Origin of the sequence: Pseudomonas sp. F8002 (assembly GCF_013385495.1) — a bacterium.
Classification (GTDB): Bacteria; Pseudomonadota; Gammaproteobacteria; order Pseudomonadales; family Pseudomonadaceae; genus Aquipseudomonas.
The window spans coordinates 90734-111239 of record NZ_JACAPW010000043.1; the positions used below are offsets into that span (position 1 = coordinate 90734).

General features: G+C 62.5%; 20 protein-coding genes. 12 read left to right on the plus strand and 8 right to left on the minus strand.

Going from position 1 to position 20506, the window contains the following annotated elements:
• The first annotated feature begins 11 nt into the window (after window positions 1-11).
• The 4 genes from HX811_RS28765 to HX811_RS28780 are packed head-to-tail and all read left to right on the plus strand — an operon-like array spanning window position 12 to window position 3258.
• Window positions 12-872, plus strand: a complete 861-nt coding sequence (locus HX811_RS28765; RefSeq protein ID WP_177023247.1) for an amidohydrolase — start codon at window positions 12-14, stop codon at window positions 870-872.
• Window positions 869-1642, plus strand: coding sequence for an SDR family oxidoreductase (locus tag HX811_RS28770; protein WP_003219518.1), 774 nt, complete (start codon window positions 869-871; stop codon window positions 1640-1642). The genes HX811_RS28765 and HX811_RS28770 overlap by 4 nt, the downstream gene beginning before the upstream one ends.
• Entirely contained in the window at window positions 1639-1986 is a 348-nt protein-coding gene (locus HX811_RS28775; RefSeq protein ID WP_177048440.1) for an L-rhamnose mutarotase, read from the plus strand. The genes HX811_RS28770 and HX811_RS28775 overlap by 4 nt, the downstream gene beginning before the upstream one ends.
• Before the next feature lie 51 nt (window positions 1987-2037).
• Window positions 2038-3258 carry a sugar MFS transporter gene (locus tag HX811_RS28780; RefSeq protein WP_177048442.1) on the plus strand — a complete coding sequence of 407 codons (1221 nt, stop codon included), beginning with the start codon at window positions 2038-2040 and terminating at the stop codon, window positions 3256-3258.
• Here the strand turns inward: HX811_RS28780 and HX811_RS28785 are convergent.
• Window positions 3200-4021 carry a helix-turn-helix domain-containing protein gene (locus HX811_RS28785; RefSeq protein ID WP_177048443.1) on the minus strand — a complete coding sequence of 274 codons (822 nt, stop codon included), beginning with the start codon at window positions 4019-4021 and terminating at the stop codon, window positions 3200-3202. The genes HX811_RS28780 and HX811_RS28785 overlap by 59 nt on opposite strands.
• 92 nt (window positions 4022-4113) lie before the next feature.
• On the opposite strand from HX811_RS28785, the gene HX811_RS28790 reads away from it, so the two are divergent.
• Both HX811_RS28790 and HX811_RS28795 read left to right on the plus strand, forming a co-directional pair.
• Window positions 4114-4359: a hypothetical protein gene (locus HX811_RS28790; protein WP_003219506.1), complete on the plus strand. Its 246-nt coding sequence runs from the start codon at window positions 4114-4116 to the stop codon at window positions 4357-4359.
• Window positions 4360-4638: 279 nt separating this feature from the next.
• Window positions 4639-5790 carry an MFS transporter gene (locus tag HX811_RS28795; RefSeq protein WP_087693074.1) on the plus strand — a complete coding sequence of 384 codons (1152 nt, stop codon included), beginning with the start codon at window positions 4639-4641 and terminating at the stop codon, window positions 5788-5790.
• Window positions 5791-5836: 46 nt separating this feature from the next.
• Here HX811_RS28795 and HX811_RS28800 read toward each other — a convergent pair whose 3' ends face one another.
• The 7 genes from HX811_RS28800 to HX811_RS28830 all read right to left on the minus strand — a co-directional run bounded on the left by HX811_RS28800 (window position 5837) and on the right by HX811_RS28830 (window position 14418).
• Window positions 5837-6451 carry a type III secretion effector protein gene (locus HX811_RS28800; RefSeq protein WP_177048444.1) on the minus strand — a complete coding sequence of 205 codons (615 nt, stop codon included), beginning with the start codon at window positions 6449-6451 and terminating at the stop codon, window positions 5837-5839.
• A 497-nt stretch (window positions 6452-6948) separates the two neighbouring features.
• On the minus strand, window positions 6949-7293 hold the full coding sequence (locus HX811_RS28805) for a hypothetical protein (RefSeq protein ID WP_256344475.1): 345 nt from the start codon (window positions 7291-7293) through the stop codon (window positions 6949-6951).
• 95 nt (window positions 7294-7388) lie between these two features.
• A complete protein-coding gene (locus HX811_RS28810; protein WP_177048445.1) occupies window positions 7389-8360 on the minus strand; it encodes a type III secretion protein in 972 nt (323 codons plus the stop codon).
• A 232-nt stretch (window positions 8361-8592) separates the two neighbouring features.
• The gene (locus tag HX811_RS28815; RefSeq protein ID WP_177048446.1) at window positions 8593-10998 is read right to left on the minus strand and encodes a TonB-dependent receptor; all 2406 of its coding nucleotides are present in this window, start codon (window positions 10996-10998) and stop codon (window positions 8593-8595) included.
• 96 nt (window positions 10999-11094) lie between these two features.
• On the minus strand, window positions 11095-12069 hold the full coding sequence (locus HX811_RS28820) for a FecR family protein (protein WP_177048467.1): 975 nt from the start codon (window positions 12067-12069) through the stop codon (window positions 11095-11097).
• 32 nt (window positions 12070-12101) lie between these two features.
• The gene (locus HX811_RS28825) at window positions 12102-12602 is read right to left on the minus strand and encodes a sigma-70 family RNA polymerase sigma factor (RefSeq protein ID WP_003219490.1); all 501 of its coding nucleotides are present in this window, start codon (window positions 12600-12602) and stop codon (window positions 12102-12104) included.
• Between the two features lie 67 nt (window positions 12603-12669).
• The gene (locus HX811_RS28830; protein ID WP_177048447.1) at window positions 12670-14418 is read right to left on the minus strand and encodes a helix-turn-helix domain-containing protein; all 1749 of its coding nucleotides are present in this window, start codon (window positions 14416-14418) and stop codon (window positions 12670-12672) included.
• Window positions 14419-14607: 189 nt separating this feature from the next.
• Here HX811_RS28830 and HX811_RS28835 point away from each other — a divergent pair, with 189 nt between their 5' ends.
• The 6 genes from HX811_RS28835 (at window position 14608) to HX811_RS28860 (ending at window position 20282) form a co-directional block, all read left to right on the plus strand.
• Entirely contained in the window at window positions 14608-15207 is a 600-nt protein-coding gene (locus HX811_RS28835; RefSeq protein WP_177048448.1) for an amino acid synthesis family protein, read from the plus strand.
• Between the two features lie 298 nt (window positions 15208-15505).
• On the plus strand, window positions 15506-16453 hold the full coding sequence (locus HX811_RS28840) for a flavin reductase family protein (RefSeq protein ID WP_177048450.1): 948 nt from the start codon (window positions 15506-15508) through the stop codon (window positions 16451-16453).
• 22 nt (window positions 16454-16475) lie between these two features.
• On the plus strand, window positions 16476-17987 hold the full coding sequence (locus HX811_RS28845) for an aldehyde dehydrogenase (protein ID WP_087693080.1): 1512 nt from the start codon (window positions 16476-16478) through the stop codon (window positions 17985-17987).
• 18 nt (window positions 17988-18005) lie between these two features.
• Complete coding sequence (locus tag HX811_RS28850; RefSeq protein WP_003219483.1) at window positions 18006-19082, plus strand: LLM class flavin-dependent oxidoreductase; 1077 nt, start codon at window positions 18006-18008, stop codon at window positions 19080-19082.
• The gene (locus HX811_RS28855) at window positions 19082-19894 is read left to right on the plus strand and encodes an alpha/beta fold hydrolase (protein ID WP_102369460.1); all 813 of its coding nucleotides are present in this window, start codon (window positions 19082-19084) and stop codon (window positions 19892-19894) included. Before HX811_RS28850 ends, HX811_RS28855 begins: the two co-directional genes overlap by 1 nt.
• On the plus strand, window positions 19887-20282 hold the full coding sequence (locus HX811_RS28860; protein ID WP_003219479.1) for a carboxymuconolactone decarboxylase family protein: 396 nt from the start codon (window positions 19887-19889) through the stop codon (window positions 20280-20282). The genes HX811_RS28855 and HX811_RS28860 overlap by 8 nt, the downstream gene beginning before the upstream one ends.
• The last annotated feature ends 224 nt before the right edge of the window (window positions 20283-20506 follow it).

Sequence of the window (20506 nt, forward strand, 5' to 3'; positions counted from 1 at the left end):
GCACAATAACAATGTCGTCCCCATCACCTTTGAGGCTCGATGCGCACCAGCATTTCTGGCGCTACCGGGCCGCTGATTATCCGTGGATCGGTACGGCTGAGGCTGACCTGCGGCGGGACTTTCTCCCACAGGACTTGCGGCCGTTGCTCGACGCTGCCGACCTGGATGGCTGCATTGCCGTGCAAGCCCGCGCCGGTGAGCAGGAAACCGACGCGCTGCTGGAAATGGCGCGGCAGCACCCATGGATACTCGGCGTCGTCGGCTGGGTCGACCTGTGCGACCCACGCCTGGAACAGCACCTGGAACAGTGGCGCGACGCACCGGGACTCAAGGGCTTTCGGCATCAGATTCAGGATGAGCCTACGCCTGCCAGCTTTATGGCTGACGCGAAGTTCTCCCGTGGCCTGCAACACCTGCAGCAACAAGGCTACGTCTACGAAGTGCTGATCCGCTGCGCCGACCTCGACGCCGCGACAGCCCTGTGCCAGCGCCACGACCGGCATCATCTGGTGCTGGATCACCTGGGCAAGCCGGACATCGCCAACGGCCCCGTCGGTTGGGCCGAACACCTGGCGCCACTGGCCGCCCTGCCCCACGTCAGTTGCAAGCTGTCGGGCCTGCTCACCGAAGCCGGGCCCGAGCAACGCAACGCCCGAGCCCTGCGCCCCTACATCGAACTGGCGCTGGAATTGTTCGGCGCCGAGCGCCTGATGTTCGGTTCGGACTGGCCGGTGTGCCTGCTGGCCGGGGAATACCAGGGCACCTGCCAATTGCTGCAACAGACCCTCGGCCCACTGTCGCCCGATGAACAGCAGGCCATCTGGGGCGGCACGGCCCAGCGGGTCTATCACCTTGAAGGAAATTGCCCATGAATCTGCATTTGCAGGACCGCGTGATCATCGTCACCGGCGGCGGCTCGGGGATTGGCGCCGCCATTTCCCTGGGATTGATTGCCGAAGGCGCAATCCCGGTAATTTTCGGCCATCAACCGTTGTCGCCGGCCTTCGCGGCCGAGCTTGAGCAGCACGGTCAAAGCCACTTCATCCGTGTCGAGTTGCGCGATGAGGACGCCTGCCGCGCAGCCGTCAACGAAGTGTTGCGACGTTTCGGACGCATCGACGGCCTGGTGAACAACGCCGGGGTCAACGACGGCGTGGGCCTGGATGCGGGCCGTGCAGCGTTCGTCGAATCCCTGGAAAAGAACCTGATTCATTACTACTTGATGACCCACTTGTGCCTCGATGCCCTCAAGGCCAGCCGCGGGGCAATCGTGAATATCAGCTCCAAGACGGCCCTCACCGGCCAGGGCGGTACCAGCGGTTATACCGCCGCAAAAGGTGCGCAGCTGTCACTGACCCGGGAATGGGCCGCCTCCTTGCTGGAGTTCGGCATCCGGGTCAATGCCGTGGTGCCCGCCGAGGTGCTGACGCCGCTGTATCAACGCTGGATCGACGGCTTCGACAACCCCGAGGCCAAGCTCGCCGCCATCGTCGAAAAAATCCCCTTGGGCAAACGGATGACCACTCCCGAGGAAATTGCCGACAGCGTGCTGTTCCTGCTCTCACCCCGCGCCTCCCACACCACCGGACAGTGGCTGGTGGTGGATGGAGGCTACACCCACCTCGACCGGGCGCTGACATGAGCGGCCAACGTTACTGCCTGGCCCTGGACCTGATCGACGATGCGGCATTGATCGCCGAGTACCAGCAGTTGCATCGACGCATCTGGCCTGCCGTGGCAGAGCATCTGCGCAGCCAGCAAATCCTGGAAATGCAGATCTGGCGCCTGGGCACGCGGCTGTTCATGGTCATGGACACTGCGGCCGGGTTCAGCTTCGAAGGGCTGGACCACGCTGCACGCGCCAACCCCGACGTGCAAGCCTGGGAAACCCTGATGTGGCGCTACCAGGCCCCCACGCCGTGGACTGACCCCGGCGGCAAATGGCAGGCCCTGGAGCAGATTTTCTGCCTCACCGACCAACCCTGATAACCGCTGCATCGCACGCCTTGATCCCATAAAAACAACAGGAGAAGCGTCATGTTAAGCAAAGACACACACCTGCCAGGCACCCGTGCCGTGCCGACCTATCGCTGGGCGCTGATGCTGGTGACCAGTCTGTTTTTCCTCTGGGGCTTGTCCTACGGTTTGCTCGACGTACTGAACAAGCACTTCCAGGAAGTCCTGCACGTCAGCAAGGCCCAGTCCGGGCTGTTGCAAAGCGCCTATTTCGGCGCGTACTTCCTGATTGCCCTGCCGGCCGGGTTGTTGATGGACCGCCACGGCTACAAGGCCGGGATCCTGCTGGGCCTGTGCCTGTATGCGGCGGGCGCGCTGCTGTTCATGCCGGCGGCTGCGGCGGCGAGCTTTCCGTTTTTCCTGTTCGCGCTGTTTGTCATCGCCGCCGGCCTGGGCTGCCTGGAGACCGCTGCCAACCCCTATGCCACCGTGCTGGGCGAACCCCAGGGCGCCGAGCGGCGGTTGAACCTGGCGCAATCATTCAATGGCCTTGGCCAGTTCTTCGGCCCGCTGATTGGCGGCGCGATGTTCTTCAGCGCCGGCAGCACACCGGCCTCGGACATGAGTTCGTTGCAGACCACCTACGTGGTGATCGCGGTTCTGGTACTGCTGGTGGCGCTGCTGATCGCCCGCACGCCGCTGCCGGATTTGCGCGCCCAGGAACAGGCACTGCAACCGACGGCCGGCAAGGGTCTGTGGCAGCACCAGGAGTTCGTCGGTGGGGTGATCACGCAGTTTTTCTATGTGGCGGCCCAGGTCGGAGTCGGCGCATTTTTCATCAACTACGTCACCGAGCATTGGGCACAGATGGGCAATCAGCAAGCCGCCTATCTGCTGTCGATCGCAATGCTGGCCTTCATGTTCGGGCGCTTTTTCAGTACCTGGCTGATGGGCCGGGTCAGCGCGCAGAAGCTGCTGCTGATTTATGCGCTGATCAATATCGCGTTGTGCGGCCTGGTGGTGATCGGCCTGGAAGGTATCTCGGTGATCGCGCTGATCGCAGTGTTCTTCTTCATGTCGATCATGTTCCCGACGCTGTTCGCCATGGGCGTGAAGAACCTCGGGCCGCACACCAAGCGCGGCAGTTCGTTCATGATCATGGCGATCGTCGGCGGCGCCCTGATGCCCTACTTGATGGGCAAGGTGGCGGACAACAGCACAGTGGCGCTGGCTTACCTGTTGCCTATGGGGTGTTTCGTGATTGTGGCGGTGTATGCCCGTAGTCGCTTGCGCCATCCGTGAAGTACCGCCCCGGCGTCGTCCCGAACGTACGCCGGAACATCGCAATAAAGGCACTGACGTTTTCATAACCCAGGTCCAGCGCAACCCGGGTCACGGGTGCATGCGCCGCCAGCAACTCCAGGGCGCGCAACAATCGCGCGCGCTGGCGCCACTGGCTGAAGGTGAACCCGGTCTCGGCAACAAACCGCCGGGCCAGGGTACGCGGCGAGACACCGGCCCACTGCGCCCAGTGTTCCAGCAAGCGGTTGTCGTCGGGACTGTCGGCCAGCGCCTGGGCGATGCGCAACAGGCGCGGATCCCGGGGCAGCGGTAAGCCGAATGGCTCCTGGGGCAACCCGGCGATTTCATCAAGGATCACCTGGGCGATCCGTGACTGTGGCGGCTCGAGCAGCGCCTGGCTCCAGGTTGCCGCGCGCCTGACGGCTTCCAGCAACAAGGCCGACGTGGCGATAACGCACGTCTGTCGGGGCAGCCCTGCGCATGCCTGGGGTTCGACATACACACTCCAGCCATCAAACGGCCCGTGGGAACGCAAGGCGTGGGAACAATCGGGGGCAATCCACACCGCGTGGGTGGCCGGTACTACCCAATGCTGGTGCGCCGCCTGCACCGACAACAACCCACGCTGGGCTCCGAGCAATTGCCCGCGGGCATGCTGATGAAGGGCCGTGGTGCGTGCTACCGGACTGCTGCGCAACGTCGCCACCAGCAAGGGACCGCCGGTCGCATTGGCGAGCTGGGCTGAAACGAGTGTTGACGGCATATGGCAGCTTTACCGTATTGAATGACCTGGATAAGGCAGTGTAGCCATTTGCGCACGCCCAGACTGCGGATTCATTCATTGAGGGCTCCGCCATGCGTGCAGAAGACGTGCTTCCCGACCATCTCGACCAAGGCCAATTCAATGGCGTGACCGTGCGCAAGGGCACGGTGGGTGCATTCCTCGCCAACGCCAGAACCTGGTGCGATCCGGCCACCCCGGACGAACAGCGCTTGCTGGCCGAACAGGACATTCTGCAAGCCCTCCCCGCACTGCAGGCCCTGGGCGTGTTTGAAGTGTTGCAGGTGCGGGATGCCAAACTGGCGCGGCTGCTGAAGTGAGAGGATCGGCCTGGAAGGTGGTAATCCGTCGCTGAAAGCCCCGGGGTTCACCAGTTCTCGCGGGGATTACGCACCTTCCAGGCCACCTCGCACTTCAAGTGGTTACTTGTCCTACGAACTGATAGTGGTTGGAAAAGCCCGTAGCGTTCCACGATCCTGGAAAAAATGTTTGGCCCTGTGTTCAGGCATGCCAAGGGAACCCGGCTCGCTCGATACGGCCTGATGTGCAAGGATGTTGCGCTGCACATCGTTCGTTGAACGCAAAACCAAGGATTTTTCATGACCGCCATCAGCACCCCAGCGCCCGTGGTACCCGGGCGGCTGGAACAAATGTCGACCCGCATCGCGTTTTTTATCGCCGGCTTCGGCATCGCCGCCTGGGCACCCCTGGTGCCTTATGCCAAGGCCCGCGCCCAACTCAATGAGGGCACCCTCGGCCTTTTGCTGTTGTGCCTGGGGGTGGGCTCGATGATCGCGATGCCGGTCGCCGGGGCCCTGGCGTCGCGCTACGGTATCCGGCGAGTGGCCACCGGCGGCACCCTCCTGATCTGCCTGGGCCTGCCGATGCTGGCCACCGTCACCTCGATTCCGTTGCTGATGGCCGCGCTGTTTGTGTTTGGTGCCGGCCTGGGCACGGTGGACTCCACGGTCAACCTGCAAGCGGTGATGGTCGAGCGGGCCAGCGGCAAGACCATGATGTCGGGCTTCCACGGGCTGTTCAGCCTGGGCGGGATCGTCGGGGCGGCAGGTGTCAGCGGGCTGCTGGGGTTGGGCTGGTCGCCGTTGCAGGCCACCCTCGCGGTGATCGTCGTCATCGTAGTGGCCTTGCTCAAGGCCGGGCCACACCTGCTGCCTTACGGCAGTGAAAGCTCCGGGCCGGCCTTTGCCGTGCCCCACGGCGTGGTGCTGTTTATCGGCTGCCTGTGCTGCATCGTGTTTCTTGCCGAAGGCGCCGTGCTGGACTGGAGCGCGGTGTTCCTGAGCGCCGAGCGCGGCCTTGACGAGGCCTATGCGGGCCTTGGCTACGCAGCCTTTGCCTTGACCATGACCGTCGGGCGCCTTACCGGCGACAGGATAGTTCGCCGCCTGGGCGCAACCCGGGTGATTGTATTCGGCGGCGCGCTCGCCGCCGGCGGCATGCTGTTGGCGACGCTATTCCCTGCGTGGGAAACCGCCCTGCTGGGGTATGCATTGGTCGGTGCCGGGTGTTCGAACATCGTACCGGTGCTGTACACCGCCGTCGGCAAGCAGACCGTCATGCCGGAACACATTGCCGTGCCCGCCATCACCACCCTGGGCTACACCGGCATTCTCGCCGGCCCTGCGGTGATCGGCTTCATCGCCCATGGCAGCAGCTTGAGCACTGCCTTTGTGCTGATTGCCGTACTGCTGATCGGTGTGGCGATCAGCGGGAAAATACTGCGGGTCTGACCACCCAGCTCCATCACGCCTCGTACATTGAGGCGCTAACCCGGTGTCATTTGGCTTTCTGGAGTTCCAGCCAGCGATCAAGGGTTTTGTTGCTGAGCCAGCCCGCCTGGTGATGGCTGCCGAAAATTCGCCGACCGCTGTCGGCGGTGTTTTCCAGCGACCGCAACAAGCCCGGCCGGTCCACAAGGTTTTTCGCCATGTACACCTGCTGTTCGTCGTATTTCTTCTTCGGTAGCCCCGTGGCCGGGTCCAGTACAACTTGGCCATGGCTGTCGAGCTCATCCGGGTCTTTGCTCATCAGCGCCAGCACCTCGATATTGACGTAGCAGATCTGCTCGAAAAACCCCATGCGGTCCCGCGACCGGTCCCGTAACTCGATGAACATTTCCTTGAACAGGCGGACGAGATCGGCATTGTTTTTTGTGTGGAAAGGGTCCGGGCTGAAGGCACTGGGATCGCTGTTGCCGAACACGACGTTCTCGGCCTGTGCCAGGCTTTCGCGGGTGATGTAGCCGTCCTGGTCGAGGATCGCATCGATCAGGCGCGGACGCTGGATGATCGCCTTGGCGAGCAGGATAGCGCTGTCGGCCTCCCGGCTGGCACCGAGCTTTTTACTGGCGATCCGTTGCAGTGAAGACAGCTTCAGTCCGTCAGTTCTCATGGAGTTTTTTCAGCATGGAAAATTGGGCGTTCGCCGCGCTCACCAAATCGCTGTCCGGCAAACGAATGTAGGGATTGGGTCCGCGGAGGCGGCTGGCCACTTCGTTCTGAAGCCCCAGGTGTTGCAGCAGACTCCTGCAGTGACTCTCTCCCCGCAAAGGAGGCCGATAGCCTGATGAGCGGACAGGCGCCCCGCCGGATTGATGGCTGTGCTTTTGGACAGCCTCACCGGGTTCACTTGAAGCGGCGCGAATTGCCCGCGTACCCTCGTCCAGTGTCGGGGCAATACGGGGTGTAGCACCGAGCTGCTGGCAGACGGACCCGCCGTTGATTGTCATGATTCATCTCCACCATTTTCCGGTTCCACATTGACCTGGTCATCATCGGCGGCAACCGCCATATCGCTCATATGAAAACAGGCCAAAGGTGTGTGGTGTGCCAATGGCAATGGTTCCGCGGTAGTGAAGCGTTCCAATGACTACATGTAAAAACCGAAAATCAGTCGGCTTTTCGAGCCCCTGGCGAGGTCGGTTTCGTCTCCTGCCATAGGCCTTTGATCGCTGCGACCATGGCGCCCATCACCGCGCGAAACGGGCGTATCCCAGGCGCGTGGGAGGCAGGCAACTGAGCGTGCGGCAACATACCTTTGATGAAGTCGTCAGCCGCCGGCGCCTGGAACGTGTGCTGCCCGGTGAAGTTCTTCACTCGCCGGGCTTCGGCGCCCTCTTCGCACTGTTTGCCCGGTGCGGCAACGGGGAGCGGTTGCAGGGTATCGCTGCCCGTCGGCGCAAGGCAGGCTGGCTGATAGCCAGGATTGTGCGATCCACACGAAGGTGTAGCCATGTCTGAGCCCTGGCTGAGAGTTTGAAAGCAGCGGATTGATCAAGACAGGTCATCACGCCGCGAAAGGGTCGCGGCGTGATCGGGGTAAAACAGCCTCAGCGAGACAGCCAGCGCAGGGCGTCCTTGCCGATCTTGCCGTCATAGCGGCGATCAAGGGCGTCCATCAGCGTCAACAGGCTTGAGCGCTGAGTGACTTCCCTGGCCAACTCGATGATCTCGTCCCGCTTCGGGTTCCCCGTCAATTGCGATTCGGCCAAGCTTTTCAAATCTTTGATACTGATGGAGCTTTTCCAGAAACCGCCTTTCAGGGCATTGAATTTCTCCAGCATCTGTTCGGCGAGCTGTTTGTCGGTCTTGTACTTGAGGTTGTTACCGGAATCGAGCACGGCGTCGAGGTCCTTGCGGGAGATTCGGCCATCCAGATCACCGGTTCCACCGGCTCGATCAAAGGCTTGTATTACTTCCGGGCGTCGCAGCAGTTCCTGGGCCAGCAGAATGTTCTGATCACGGGCCTCGTTGCCGGTCAACCTTCTGCCCGCCATATCCTCCAGGCTTTGCTTCGTGACGTAGGACTTGCCCGGCGCCTTGAACGCATCGAAATTGTTTTTGAGCAAATCCCCCAGTTGATCGTTGGTGCGACTCGAATATTGTGGGTCCGGGCGACCGTATCCCGGGTCAGGCTTGCCGGGGGTCGGACGGCAGTGTCCGGGAAGAGGCCTGAGTGGAATGGCAGGGTCAGGACGACCATAACCGGGCTGAGGCCTGAACTGATTGAACAGCTTATGCAGAAAGTCCTGAAGCTGTCCGATCAGCCCGCCCAGGAACGAGTTTGGATAGGACGCCGGGAATGCGTGGTTGGCGGCGCCACGGGTATCCATCGGGCTCTGGGTCGTCGGCCCATTCGAATACACCGGGCCGACTCCATTCTGTGGCACGTTGAAGCTGATGTGGATCGACCCCTGCCCGGAACGTGAGCGTGACTGCGTCAATGTGGCAGCATCAGTATTCCGCTGCGCGGCGTTATCAGAGGGGTTGGCAACAGTTGAGTTGGATAAGGTTACCGACATAGGCATCTCCAGTTCGGCGTATTGACACGATTCACTCCCGGCTCAAAGACACCTCGGCGATACAAGGTATCCCATGGAAAGTGGGCACCTCCTTGTGTGGTAGACCTGTCGGATTCAGTTCCTGCGGGCGCAGAAAATCGTTAGAAAAAGAGTAGGAAGAAGGGCTATGGCGAGGGGGCTTGCGCCCCCTCGTCACTGTCGATACCTGGAGTCAGACCACATCAGGCACGCATCAGAAGCCGACGCTGGCCTGCACGAAGAACGTGCGCGGTTCACCCAGGTAGATCCCGGAGTTGTTGTCGCTGGAGCGGGTGTAATGTTCCTGGTTGAACACGTTTTTTACCCCGACGCCCAGCTTCAGGTTCGACAGTTGCGCACCGAAGTCATAACCGCTGCGCACGTTGACCGAGACGTAGCCGGGAATATCCCCGTACTGGCCATCAGCAGTCGGCTGGGTGATGTAGGTGGTACCGGTGCCCGGCGCACGCTGGCCGGACTGGGCATAGACGTCCAGGTTGTGGGTCCAGTGGTTGATGTCGTAACGCAGCCCCAGGGTGGCCACTTCACGGGAGTACAGCGGCAAGTCGCGGCCCTTGAAGGCAACGTCGCCTTCGGAGGTAGCCCTGGTGTAGGTGAAGCCGGCGTTGGCGGTCAGGCCGTCCAGGCGCGGGTCGAGGTTCGACAGGTCGTAATGGGCCGACGCTTCGATGCCCTCGTGCTTGGTAGCGCCGAGGTTGGTCCAGCCCACATCGTTGCTGACGTATTGCAACTCGTCCGAGAAGTCGATGTAGAACAACGTCACTTCGCCGCCCCAGACGTTGTCGTTGTAGCGGGTACCGATTTCGTAGGTCTTGGCTTTTTCCGGGTTCAGGCCGTTCGCGGTCTGGTCGCCGTTACCGCCCTGGCCCAGCTGGAAGTATTGCAGGCTGCCGAAGGAGGTTTCGTAGTTGGCAAACAGCTTCCAGGCATCGGAGACGTGGTACATCACGCTCAGGGCCGGCAGCGGTTCGTTGTTGTGGATCTCGCGACGTTTCTCCTGAACCGTGGCGCCATTGAGGCCTACCACCGGACGGTCGTGCCATTCGGTGCGGATCTGCTCAAAGCGAATGCCCGGGGTGACGGTCCATTTGCCGATATCAATCTTGTTATCGATATAGAACGAGTTGGCCTCGGTGCCACCGGTACGGTCCTGGTACACGTGGCCGTCACTCTGGCCCACGGGCGTCGGCACGTTGTTGACCAGCGCCAGGCTGGTGGCCTGCTCGTGCATGCCTTCCTTGAGGTAGCGATAACCGACGCTGACTTCCTGGGTGCTCGGCCCCAGGTCAAATACATGGGACACACGCGGCTCGATGCCGAAGGTGTAGTAGGTGCGCGGGTAGGAACCCAGGGTCTTCAGGTCGCGGTTGGCGATGTTGCTGCCGCGGAAACTGTCGGAGTAGTAGGTCAGCACTTCAGCCTGGGTGCGGTCGTCGATCTGCCGGATGTACTTGAAGGACATATCCTTGCGCCGGCCATTGAAGTTGTCCCAGTCACGTACCGATTGATACGGGTTGGCGTCGTACTGCTTCTGGGTCAGGCCGCCGGGCATGTCGGCGCTGGCGTCGTAGTAGTGGAAATTCAGCGAGAAATCGTCTTGATCGGTCGGCGCCCAGTGGGTCTTGAAGATCACGTCGTCGATGTCGTTGGAGTTGTTGCGGTCGCGGTAACCATCGCCCTTGGTCCCGGAATACAGCAACGCAGCGCCGATACCGTTGTCGGCGGTGCCGCCGATGAAGGCGTTTTCAATATGCTTCCAGCCGCCGTGGGCTGCCGTTTCCAGGGTGGTGCCGACTTCGCCGGAGAATTTTTCCGGGATGGCCCGGGTGACGAAGTTGATCACGCCGCCGACGTTCTGTGGTCCATAACGTACGGAGCCTGCGCCACGCACCACGTCGATGCTGTCGAGGTTGCCGGAGGAAATCGGCGCCATCGATAACTGCGGCTGGCCGTAAGGTGCAAACGCTGCCGGTACGCCGTCGATCAAAACCGTGGAGCGTGGCGACAGACGCGAGGTCAGGCCGCGTACCCCGACGTTGAGGGAAATATCACTGCCACCGGTGCCGTTGGCCTCCTGTACCTGCACCCCGGGAATGCGCCGCAGCACGTCACCGACGTTCATCGCGCCCTGCTCCACCATGGCTTCACGGCGCACCACGGTGCGCGCCCCCGGGTGGTTCTGCACCACTTCGGCATTCGCGTCGCCGAGCCAATCGCCGACCACCTTGATGTCGGTGGCACCCAACTCCAGCGGCGAACCGGCTTCGCCGGTGCCCTTGCCCAGCGGGCGCAGGGTCACGGAGCCCGCATCGATCTGGTAATCCAGGCCGCTGCCCTGCAGCAACTGGCGCAGCGCTTGTTCGGGCGACAGGTTGCCGTCGACGGCCGGGGCTTGTTTGCCGGCCACCATGTCGGGGCTGAAGAACACTTGCAGCGACGTCTGCTGACCCAATTGGCTCAAGGCCGAACCCAGGGACTGGGCCTGGATATGAATGCCATCGTCAGCATAGGCCGCCGGCAGTGCGGCGCTGACGGCCAGCGCCAGGGCGAGGGGTGCCCAGCGGGATGATTTATTGTTTTTCATGGCGAGTTTTTTCACGTCGAACGTAGTCCTGTGATCGCAAGAGAGTGCGGCTGTTAATGCAAACCAGTTGCAGTTGCACAAGAAGACGAAGAACTCGAAAAAAACCTGAATCTATCGCGAAATTATTTCCTGGCTACCGTCCGGCAAGGTGCGCAAGGCCACCGGAAGAATGTGCGGCAAGGCCTTGAGCAAGGCGTCGGTGTCGGTGGATTTGAACACGCTGGTCAAGCGCAGGTTGCTCACCGCGGGCGCGCTGACCCGCAAAGGTTGCTCGCGGTAACGTGAGACCTCCCGAGCCACTTCGCCGAGAGTGGCGTTGTTGAACACCAGTTTGCCGGTGCGCCAGGCCGTGAGCTCTTCAGGGTTGACGGCGTAGGCAGCCGCCACCTGGCCCCGGGTATCCACATGGGTGCCCCGACCGGCCGTGAGCATCACGATGTCATCGGATGAGCGCCCTTGCACTTTGACCGTACCGGCCTCGACCACCACGCGGGTCTGGTCGTCATCGCGGCGCACGTCGAAACGCGTACCGGTGACCGTCACCTGCCCTGCCCCGGCGTCCACCACGAAGGGCCGGCTGGTGTCGTGCTCGACGCTGAACATGGCCTCGCCCTGCTTGAGCTCGATGCCGCGCTGGCCTTTTACATAGTGCACGGCCACCACGCTGCGGCTGTTCAAGTCCATCAGCGAGCCGTCGGGCAATGCCACCTGCCGGTGCTCCCCCAATGCAGTGCGGAACTCGGCGTTATACGTCGCCGGATGATCCAGGCCACTGAACAACCCCAGGCCCAGGGCCACCGCCAGCACACTTGCAGCCACTGCATAACGCAGCACGGGCCGGCGCTTCGCACGCTGCTGCGGGGCGTCGCACAACGCCTGCAAGCGCGCCTTGGGCACCAGGTCGGTGGCACTCCACAAACCTTGCAGCACATCAAATTCGTACTGGTGCTCGGCATGCTCTGCACGCCAGGCATCAAAACGCTCGCGTTCTTCTGCGCTCAATGGGCTGTCCTGCACACGCACAAACCATTGCGCCGCCTCGTCGCGGGCCGTCGCACTGCCGCAGGCACACTCACGGGTATCCATCATGGAAGATCCTGTTTCAAAGCGGGCATTGGTCATGGTGCCATCGCATCCAGGCGGTCACGTAGATGCCGCAGGGTGCGGATCATATACTTTTCCACCATGTTTTTAGACAGGCCCAGGCGTTCGGCGATTTCCTGCTGGGTCAGGCCCTCGATTTTCTGCCAGATAAAAATCTTGCGGCAATTGAGCGGCAGCTCGGCCAGGGCTCGCTCGATGGAATCCGCCAGCTGGATCGCGTGCATGAAATGCTCCGGGTCGCCACTGTGGGGCGAACTCTGATCAAAGGCTTCCAGGGCCATCGCCTCCCGCCGGTCCTCGCGGCGATAGGCGTCAACGGCGATATTGCGCGCCGTTTGATGCAGATAGGCGCGAGGTTGCTCAACCTTGGTGGCGCTGGACTCAAGCACCCGCACAAAAGTGTCGTGGGCCAGGTCCTCGGCCTGCTGACGGTTTCTCAGGCGGCGCGTCCAGGTCCCGATCAACTCTTCGTAGTGCTCGAAAAAGCCTGTTCTGCGGGGCGGCTGAGGAGTCATCAAGGAAGCACTGGGGAGGCGGGGTGTGAATAGTAATGCTTCCTATTAAGTGGAGCAATGCTACCCGTCAGCTATCAATCACCCGCTGCAAATGAATCGCCAATTCCGTGGCAAACCGCCGTTCCGGCGTTTCCACATCAATCCCGAACAACTCCTGGATCCGCGCCAGCCGGTAGCGCAGCGTCGTCACATGCACTCCCATCGCGTCCGCGCATGCCTGGCTGCGGCAGCTCTCCCGCAGATACGCCGTCAGGGTTTCCAGGTACGGCGTCTGGTGCTTGCGGTCATGGGCGAGCATGGCGCCAACGCTGTCGTTGACGAAGGTGCGGATGTCTTCTCCGCCCACGGCCGCGACGAAGATCGGGATCGGCCCGAAATCCTGATCGGAGATCGGCCCGCTGCGGCCGAACGAGCGGGCAATCTCGATCAGCCGCCGGCAGCGCTCCCACGCGGCAGGATAATCCGCCAGCGCCCGGCACACCCCGCTGGCCAGCAGGATCGGCTCGGCACCCAGGTAGTGCGCCAGGTCATCGGTAATCTGCCGTTTAATTTTGCTCAAGCGCTCGCCTTCCGCCGGCACCAGGCACACCAAACCGTTGTCGACAATGATCACCGTGGCCTGCATCCCTGCACGCTGCAGGATGCGCGCGACGTTGTGGTGCAGGTTCTTCGCCTCCCGGGCCTTGGCGCCGTAGTCGACGATGATCATCTGCTGCGCGGTGCTGAAGCTGATGCCCAGCCGCTGGGCGCGCTGCTGGATGTCATCGGCATCGCGCCAGCGGCCCTCGAGCACTTCGAGCAACAGCTCGGTCTGGGTGCGGGTTTCAAAACGAAAGCGGATAAAACTGCGCATCATCTGCACGCTCAAGGCGAACTTGGCGCTTTCCAGCATCAGCAGGTCCAGCTCGTTGACCGGCGCCGCCACCGGGAACAGCACCAGCGCGCCCACCAGTTCGTGGTCGACCATCAACGGTTCGATCTGCGCCCGCAGGGTGAACTGGCGCTGGCCATCGTCGAGGAACAGGTTGACCGTACTGCGCAGGGCGCTGCGCAAACTTTCCTGGGCGGCCTTGGTGATCTGCACGCTGAGCACCCCGGCGACTGCGGCCTGCCAGGCATTGTCGTCAAACAATGCGGGATCCGGCGAACGCCCCGCCACCACCTGGTTGGCGGTGAAGTCCACGGCGATCACCGGGTTGGGCAACTGGTCGCCGACCATCAGCGACAACGATGTCACCGAACCGCCGCCCAATACGTGTTCAAGCATCGTGGTATGCACATGCAACGCCTGCTGCAGGCGCTCGGCGGCGCGGCGTTCGGCTTCCAGCTGGCGCTGGCGCTCCACGGCAATGGCGCCCAGGTGGATGATCATGCCGAGGAACACCCGGTCTTCTTCCGAAACGTCCATCAGCGTGCGGGAAATCACACTGAGCACCATGGGCCGGCCGTCGAAGTCGGTGCAGTTCATCGGCATCACCATCACCGTGCGGTAATCGCGCTCCAGGGATTCGCGGCGGTAGCCGGGATACTCGCATTCGCGCACGTCGCGGATGAACACCGCCTCGTTGCGTTGCAGGGCGGTCATCACCGGGCTGGAAGACAGCTCCCAGCAATCCACCAGCGGGCGCTGCACCAGGGTCGGGTCATGGCGGGCGATCACGTGGCCGAAGCCGGCGTTCATGTCGATGGCCATGATCGAACTCATGGTCCAGTGGGTGTGGCGGCAACTGGCGTACACCAACTGGTGCAGCATCGACTGCAGGTCACCGCCGGAGTTGATCTGACTGGCCACATCGCGCAACGACAGTATCTGCATTTCTCGATTCAAGGCGCTCACCCGAACATGGAGGTCACGGCAGCCACGTTGCCTGCCAGGCCCGCCTGATATTTGCTCCGGTTCAGAGCAATGTCCAGTGGATTTGCACTGCGTAACCACGGAAGACGCTGCTGCCCAACGCTCCTAGCCTAAGGCCACAACCAACAGCCAAAAGGGCGACGAGTGATCATGAATCTGGAAAATCTGGGCGTCAGGAAGTACTGCACCTTTATCGAAGAAACCTTTATCGAAGGCGGCAAGGACGCCAGCAAACCGATCACCCTGATCGTGGTGGCAGCCGTGTTGAAAAACCCTTGGGCCGGCCAGGGCTTCGTCGAAAACCTGCGTCCGGAAATCCTGCGCCTGGCCCCCGGCCTGGGCCATGAGATGACCCGTCGCCTGATCGCCCTGATGCCCGGGGGCAAGGTCGAAGCCTTCGGCAAGGCGGCGGCGGTCGGGGTCAACGGCGAAATCGAACACGCCTCGGGCCTGATCCACACCCTGCGCTTCGGCAACCTGTTCCGCGAAGCCGTGGAAGGCACCGCCTACTTGAGCTTCACCAACACCCGCAATGCACCGGGCGCCCTGCTTTCGCTGCCGATGGTGCACAAAAGCGAAACCGGCAAGCGCTCGCACTTTCTCACCGCCAACTTCCAGGTCGCCGATGCCCCGGGCCCCGACGAAGTGCTGATCGCCATCGGCGCCAGCGACGGCTCCCGTGCCCACCCACGGATTGCCGACCGCTACCAGGACATGGCCGAGATGGAAGCGGAACAACCCAAGGACTGACGTCTGGCTGAAGAACGACGCTCAATTGTGGCGAGGGAGCTTGCTCCCGCTGGGTCGCGGAGCGGCCCCATGAGCCCCGCCATGGTCCGCCTGAAAGCACCCGGTTGCCGTTGTGGGGCTGCTTCGCAGCCCTGCGGGAGCAAGCTCCCTCGCCAAAGCGTTGATGTTTGCCACAGAAATGCCGGAGCACTGCGAAACGAAGCAAAACTTTCGTCTTCGCTACCATTTTTCGACGCAAGCCCACGGTTTCCCTTGCTCGTAGGCTTGCTTCACACCACAAGAACAAAGGAGTACCCCGATGCCGAGCACCGCGATCAGCGCCAACGTTGCAGCCGTCGATCCGGGCGCCTTGCGCCAGGCCTTCGGCACCTTCGTCACCGGCGTCACCGTCATCACCACCCATGACACCGATGGCAACCCGCGCGGCATGACCGCCAATTCGTTTACCTCGGTGTCCCTCGACCCGCCGCTGCTGCTGGTGTGCGTGGGCAAGTCGGCCGCCAGCTACACCGCGTTTGCCAGCACCGAACAGTTTGCCGTGAACCTGTTGCACGAAGGCCAGGTGGACGTCTCCGGGACCTTCGCCTCCAAGTCGCCAGACAAATTCCACACCGTCAACCACGACACCGTGCACACCGGCGCACCGATCCTCACCGACAGCCTGACCTGGTTCGACTGCAGCGTGCACCAGCGCATCGAAGCCGGCGACCACCTGGTGCTGATCGGCCAGGTCCGCGCCTTCGGCACCAGCCCCAAGCTGCCGCTGTGCTTCTGCCGGGGCCGCTACGCGAACATCCAGGACCCGCTGCCGGCCAGTTGGCTGGACTCCCACAAGATGATCATCGGCTACCTGATCGAAGCCGGCGACGCGATCCTGTTTCGCGCCGATGGCCAGGGCGGCTGGACGCTGCCGGTGGCCGGCAAGCGCAAGGGTTTTATCGACGCCGGCGACAGCTCGCTGCCGGTGGAGCTGGAATCGACCTTCCTGTACTCGGCGTTCGATGTCGACGACACCGACCCCGGCTACCTGATCTACCGCGCCCAGCTCGGCCCGTTCGACGCCGAGCTGCCCGACACCCTGCGCTTCTTCCCGCTGGACGAGTTGCCCATCGAGCAGATGCCGGTCAACGAACTGCGCTCGGTGGTGCGCCGCTATGCCCGCGAGCGCCAGAACCAGCAGTTCGGCATCTACACCGGCTCTGCCGCCAGCGGCCGCATCGCGATGCTCGAAAACGCGCCCCTTTGACACGCACCTACAGGACTCTTGCATGAAAACCACGGTCAGCGCCCTTGAGGGCAACCGCCTCAACCTGTTTATCGACGGTCGCTTTGTCGCTCCCGACAGCGGCAGCTATGTCGACAGTTTCGACCCCACCACCGGCCAGTCCTGGTACCAGTTCGCCCAGGCCGATGCCGGCGACGTGGCCCGCGCCGTCGCTTCCGCCCACAAGACCTTCAACGACCCGCAGTGGCGCAACATGACACCCACCGCACGCGGCAAATTGTTGTATCGCCTGGCCCAGCTGGTGGCCGAGCACGCCGAAGAACTGGCGCTGCTGGAAACCCGCGACAACGGCAAGCTGCTGCGGGAAATGCGCGCGCAAATGAGCGCCCTGCCCGATGCCTACGTGTACTTCGCCGGCATGGCCGACAAGCTGCAAGGCGAGGTGATCCCGGTCAACAAGCTCAACCAGCTCAACTACAGCAGCCGCGAGCCGTTGGGCGTGGTCGGCATGATCACCCCGTGGAACTCGCCGCTGATGCTGCTCACCGGCACCCTCGCACCGTGCCTGGCCATCGGCAACACGGTGGTGATCAAGCCCTCGGAACACGCCAGCGCCTCCACACTGGCGCTGGCCGAACTGATCATCGAAGCCGGCTTCCCGGCGGGTGTGGTCAACGTAGTCACCGGCAACGGCGCCGTCACCGGCGAGGCCCTGACCCGCCATCCCGACATCGCCAAATACGTGTTCACCGGCAGCACCGAAACCGGTCGGCGTATCGCTGGCAACGCCGCCAATAACCTGGTGCCGTGCCAGATGGAACTGGGCGGCAAATCGCCCCACGTGGTGTTTGCCGATGTGGATATCGAGAAGGCCGTGAACGGCGTGGTCTCCGGGATCTTCGCCGCCGCCGGGCAAAGTTGCGTGGCCGGTTCGCGCTGCTTTGTCGAAGCGCCGATCTACGACAAGTTCGTCGAGGCCCTGGTGGCCCGCACCCAACAGATCAGCGTCGGCCACCCGATGGAAGAACACACCGACATCGGCCCGCTGGCCCTGCAAGCCCAACTGCAAAAGCTCGAAGGCTACATCGCCAGCGGCGCCCAACAAGGCGCGCAGATCGCCGTCGGCGGCAAGCGCCCCAGCGCCGCGCACCTGTCCGAAGGCTGGTACTTCGAGCCCACGGTGATGGCCAACGCCACCAACGACATGCCGTTCATGCGCGACGAATTGTTCGGTCCGGTAGTGGGTGTGATGCCCTTCACCACCGAAGAGCAAATGCTCAGCCTGGCCAACGACACCCACTACGGCCTGGCGTCCGGAATCTGGACCCAGAACATCGACCGCGCGATGCGCTTTGCCAACCGCATCGACGCCGGCACGGTGTGGATCAACACCTACCGCAGCTCGGCCTACATGTCCGCCAACGGCGGCTTCAAGCACAGCGGATATGGCCGTCGCGGCGGCTTTGACGTGATGCGCGAGTTTTCCCGGGCCAAGAACGTGGTCATCGATTACTCCGGCGAAATGCAGGACCCCTTCGTCATTCGCCTGCGCTGATTATTCAAGGAGCATCTTATGAAATTCGCCGTATCCCTGAGCATGGAACGCTTCTCGCCAGACGTGCCGATGCAGACCGTCATGGCCAACCTGCTGGAGCTGGCAAAGATCGCCGATGCCGGCGGCTTTGAAACCCTGTGGACCTCCGAACACCACACCCTGGAATGCACCATCGCGCCCAACCCGTTCCAGACCCTGACCTGGCTCGGCCAGCACACCGAGCGTATCCGCCTGGGCACCGCTACCCTCGCTGCCGCCTATTGGCATCCGATCCGCCTTGCCGGTGAAGCCGCGCTGTGTGATCACCTGACCCACGGCCGCCTGGAATTCGGCATCGCCCGCGGTTCCTACCAGTACGAGTTCGACCGCATGACCCCCGGCCTGCAACAGCAGGAAGGTGTGGGCTACATGAAGGAACTGGTGCCGGCGGTGCAAAAGCTCTGGACCGGCGACTACGCCCACGACGGCCACTACTGGAAATTCCCGCAGACCGCCGCCGTACCGAAGCCGCTGCAAAAAGGCCACCCGCCGATCTGGGTCGCCGCACGGGACCCGGGCACCTTCGACTGGGCAGTGAGCATTGGCGCCAACATCCTGTCCACCCCGCTCTCGCTGCCAGCGGCCGAAATCGCGGTGCTCGGCGAAAAATTCAACAAGGCCGTGGCCGACAACCCCCACGTGCCACGCCCGCGCTTCATGATGCAGCGCCGCACCTGCGTGTACGCCAACGCCAACGACTGGGAACTGCCGGTCAAGCACAGCATGGATTTTGGCCGCGCCTTCGAGAACCTGATGCAGAACATCGGCACCGTGCACAACGGTTTCCCCGAGCCGGTGCCGTTTGAAAGCGTGCGCGGCAAAGACAACTACAACCCGGAAAACCTGCGACGCAACTTGATGTTCGGCACCCCGGAAGAAATCATCGAAAAGCTGCTCGACTACGAAGCCGCCGGTGTCGACCAGTATTGCCTGGGCCTGACCTTCAACCTGCCGTTCGAACTGCAGAAGCAGACCCTGCGCCTGTTCATCGATGAAGTGATGCCATTCTTCGCCGAGCGCGAACGCGCCAGACAACGCAACCAGGTCAGCGCGTGATGGGCCAGGCACAACGTTTCAGCGTGGCCAACGTCACGCTCAACTATCGCCTGGACGGGCATGGACCGCGCCCGCTGGTGTGCATCCATGGCGTGGGTTCCAGCCTTGAGGCGTGGGCTGAAACGGTGGCGGGTCTGCAGGAGCAATTCACCGTGCTGACCTTCGACCTGCGCGGCCACGGCCAGTCGTCCCGCACGCCCGGGCGTTATGAGATTGATCATTTGGTGGGTGAGGCGCTGGCCCTGGCGGATCACGTGGGTTTCAAGCAGTTCGACCTGGCCGGGTTCTCGTTGGGCGGGCTGATCGCCCAGCGCATGGCCCTGACTCATCCGTCGCGGGTTCACCGGTTGGTGCTGCTGTCGACCGTCGCCGGGCGTAACGCCGAGGAGCGCGAGCGGGTACACGCGCGCCTCGCCGCCTTGCAGGCCGGGGAGCCGGTGGCTCACTACGAGGCATCGCTGTCGCGTTGGCTGACCGAGGATTTTCAGGCGCGCAATCCCGAGGCTGTTACCCGTCTGCGCCAACTGAATGCCGACAACGACCCGGGCTGTTATGCCGCGGCGTATCGCATCCTGGCCGAGTCGGATTTCGGCGAACAGCTGTCACGGATCCGCTGCCCCACGCTGATTGCCACCGGTGCCGAAGACGCCGGCTCCAACCCACGGATGGCGACGTTCATGCACGATCGCATCGAGGGTTCGCAACTGCGGATTCTGCCTGGGCTGCGCCATTGCATCCTGATCGAGGCGCCGCAACAGGTGGCCGCCCTGATACGCGATTTTCTAACCCCTTCGGAGACTCACCATGGATAAATCATTGCAGGCCCAAGGCGAAAGCGTTCGCCGCCAAGTCCTCGGGGATAGCTACGTCGACCAGGCCCTGGGCCGCGCCGACGACTTTTCCCGGCCCTTCCAGGCGGTGCTCAACGAGTACTGCTGGGGCATGGTCTGGACCGACGACAGCCTGGACCTCAAGCAACGCAGTCTGCTCAACCTGGGAATGCTCGCGGCGCTGGGGCGCATGGACGAATTCGGCACGCATTTCTGCGGCGCCCTGCGCAACGGACTGAGCGACGACGAACTGCGCGCAGCCCTCGTGCAGATCGCGGTGTACTGCGGCGTGCCGGCGGGTGTCGAGGCGTTTCGTGTGGCCCGCAAAGCCCGGGAAAGCATGGCTCCATCGGATTCAACGACCGGTTGACGCCCAACCCTTGCACTCGCCACACCGCTCATGCTGTAAGTGCCTTGGCACCACAACAAGAAATTTTTGCGACTGCGCCTTGCGTCGCCTTAGCTCGAAGATTTTTAACTGCCAGTAGCCCAAAAATTTCTATTGATGAAGTTTTCCGCAGATTGCAAAACAACAATTGGAGGCAATTGGTGAGCGAACGACTAAAGATTGAGAACCTCTACAAGGTCTTTTCT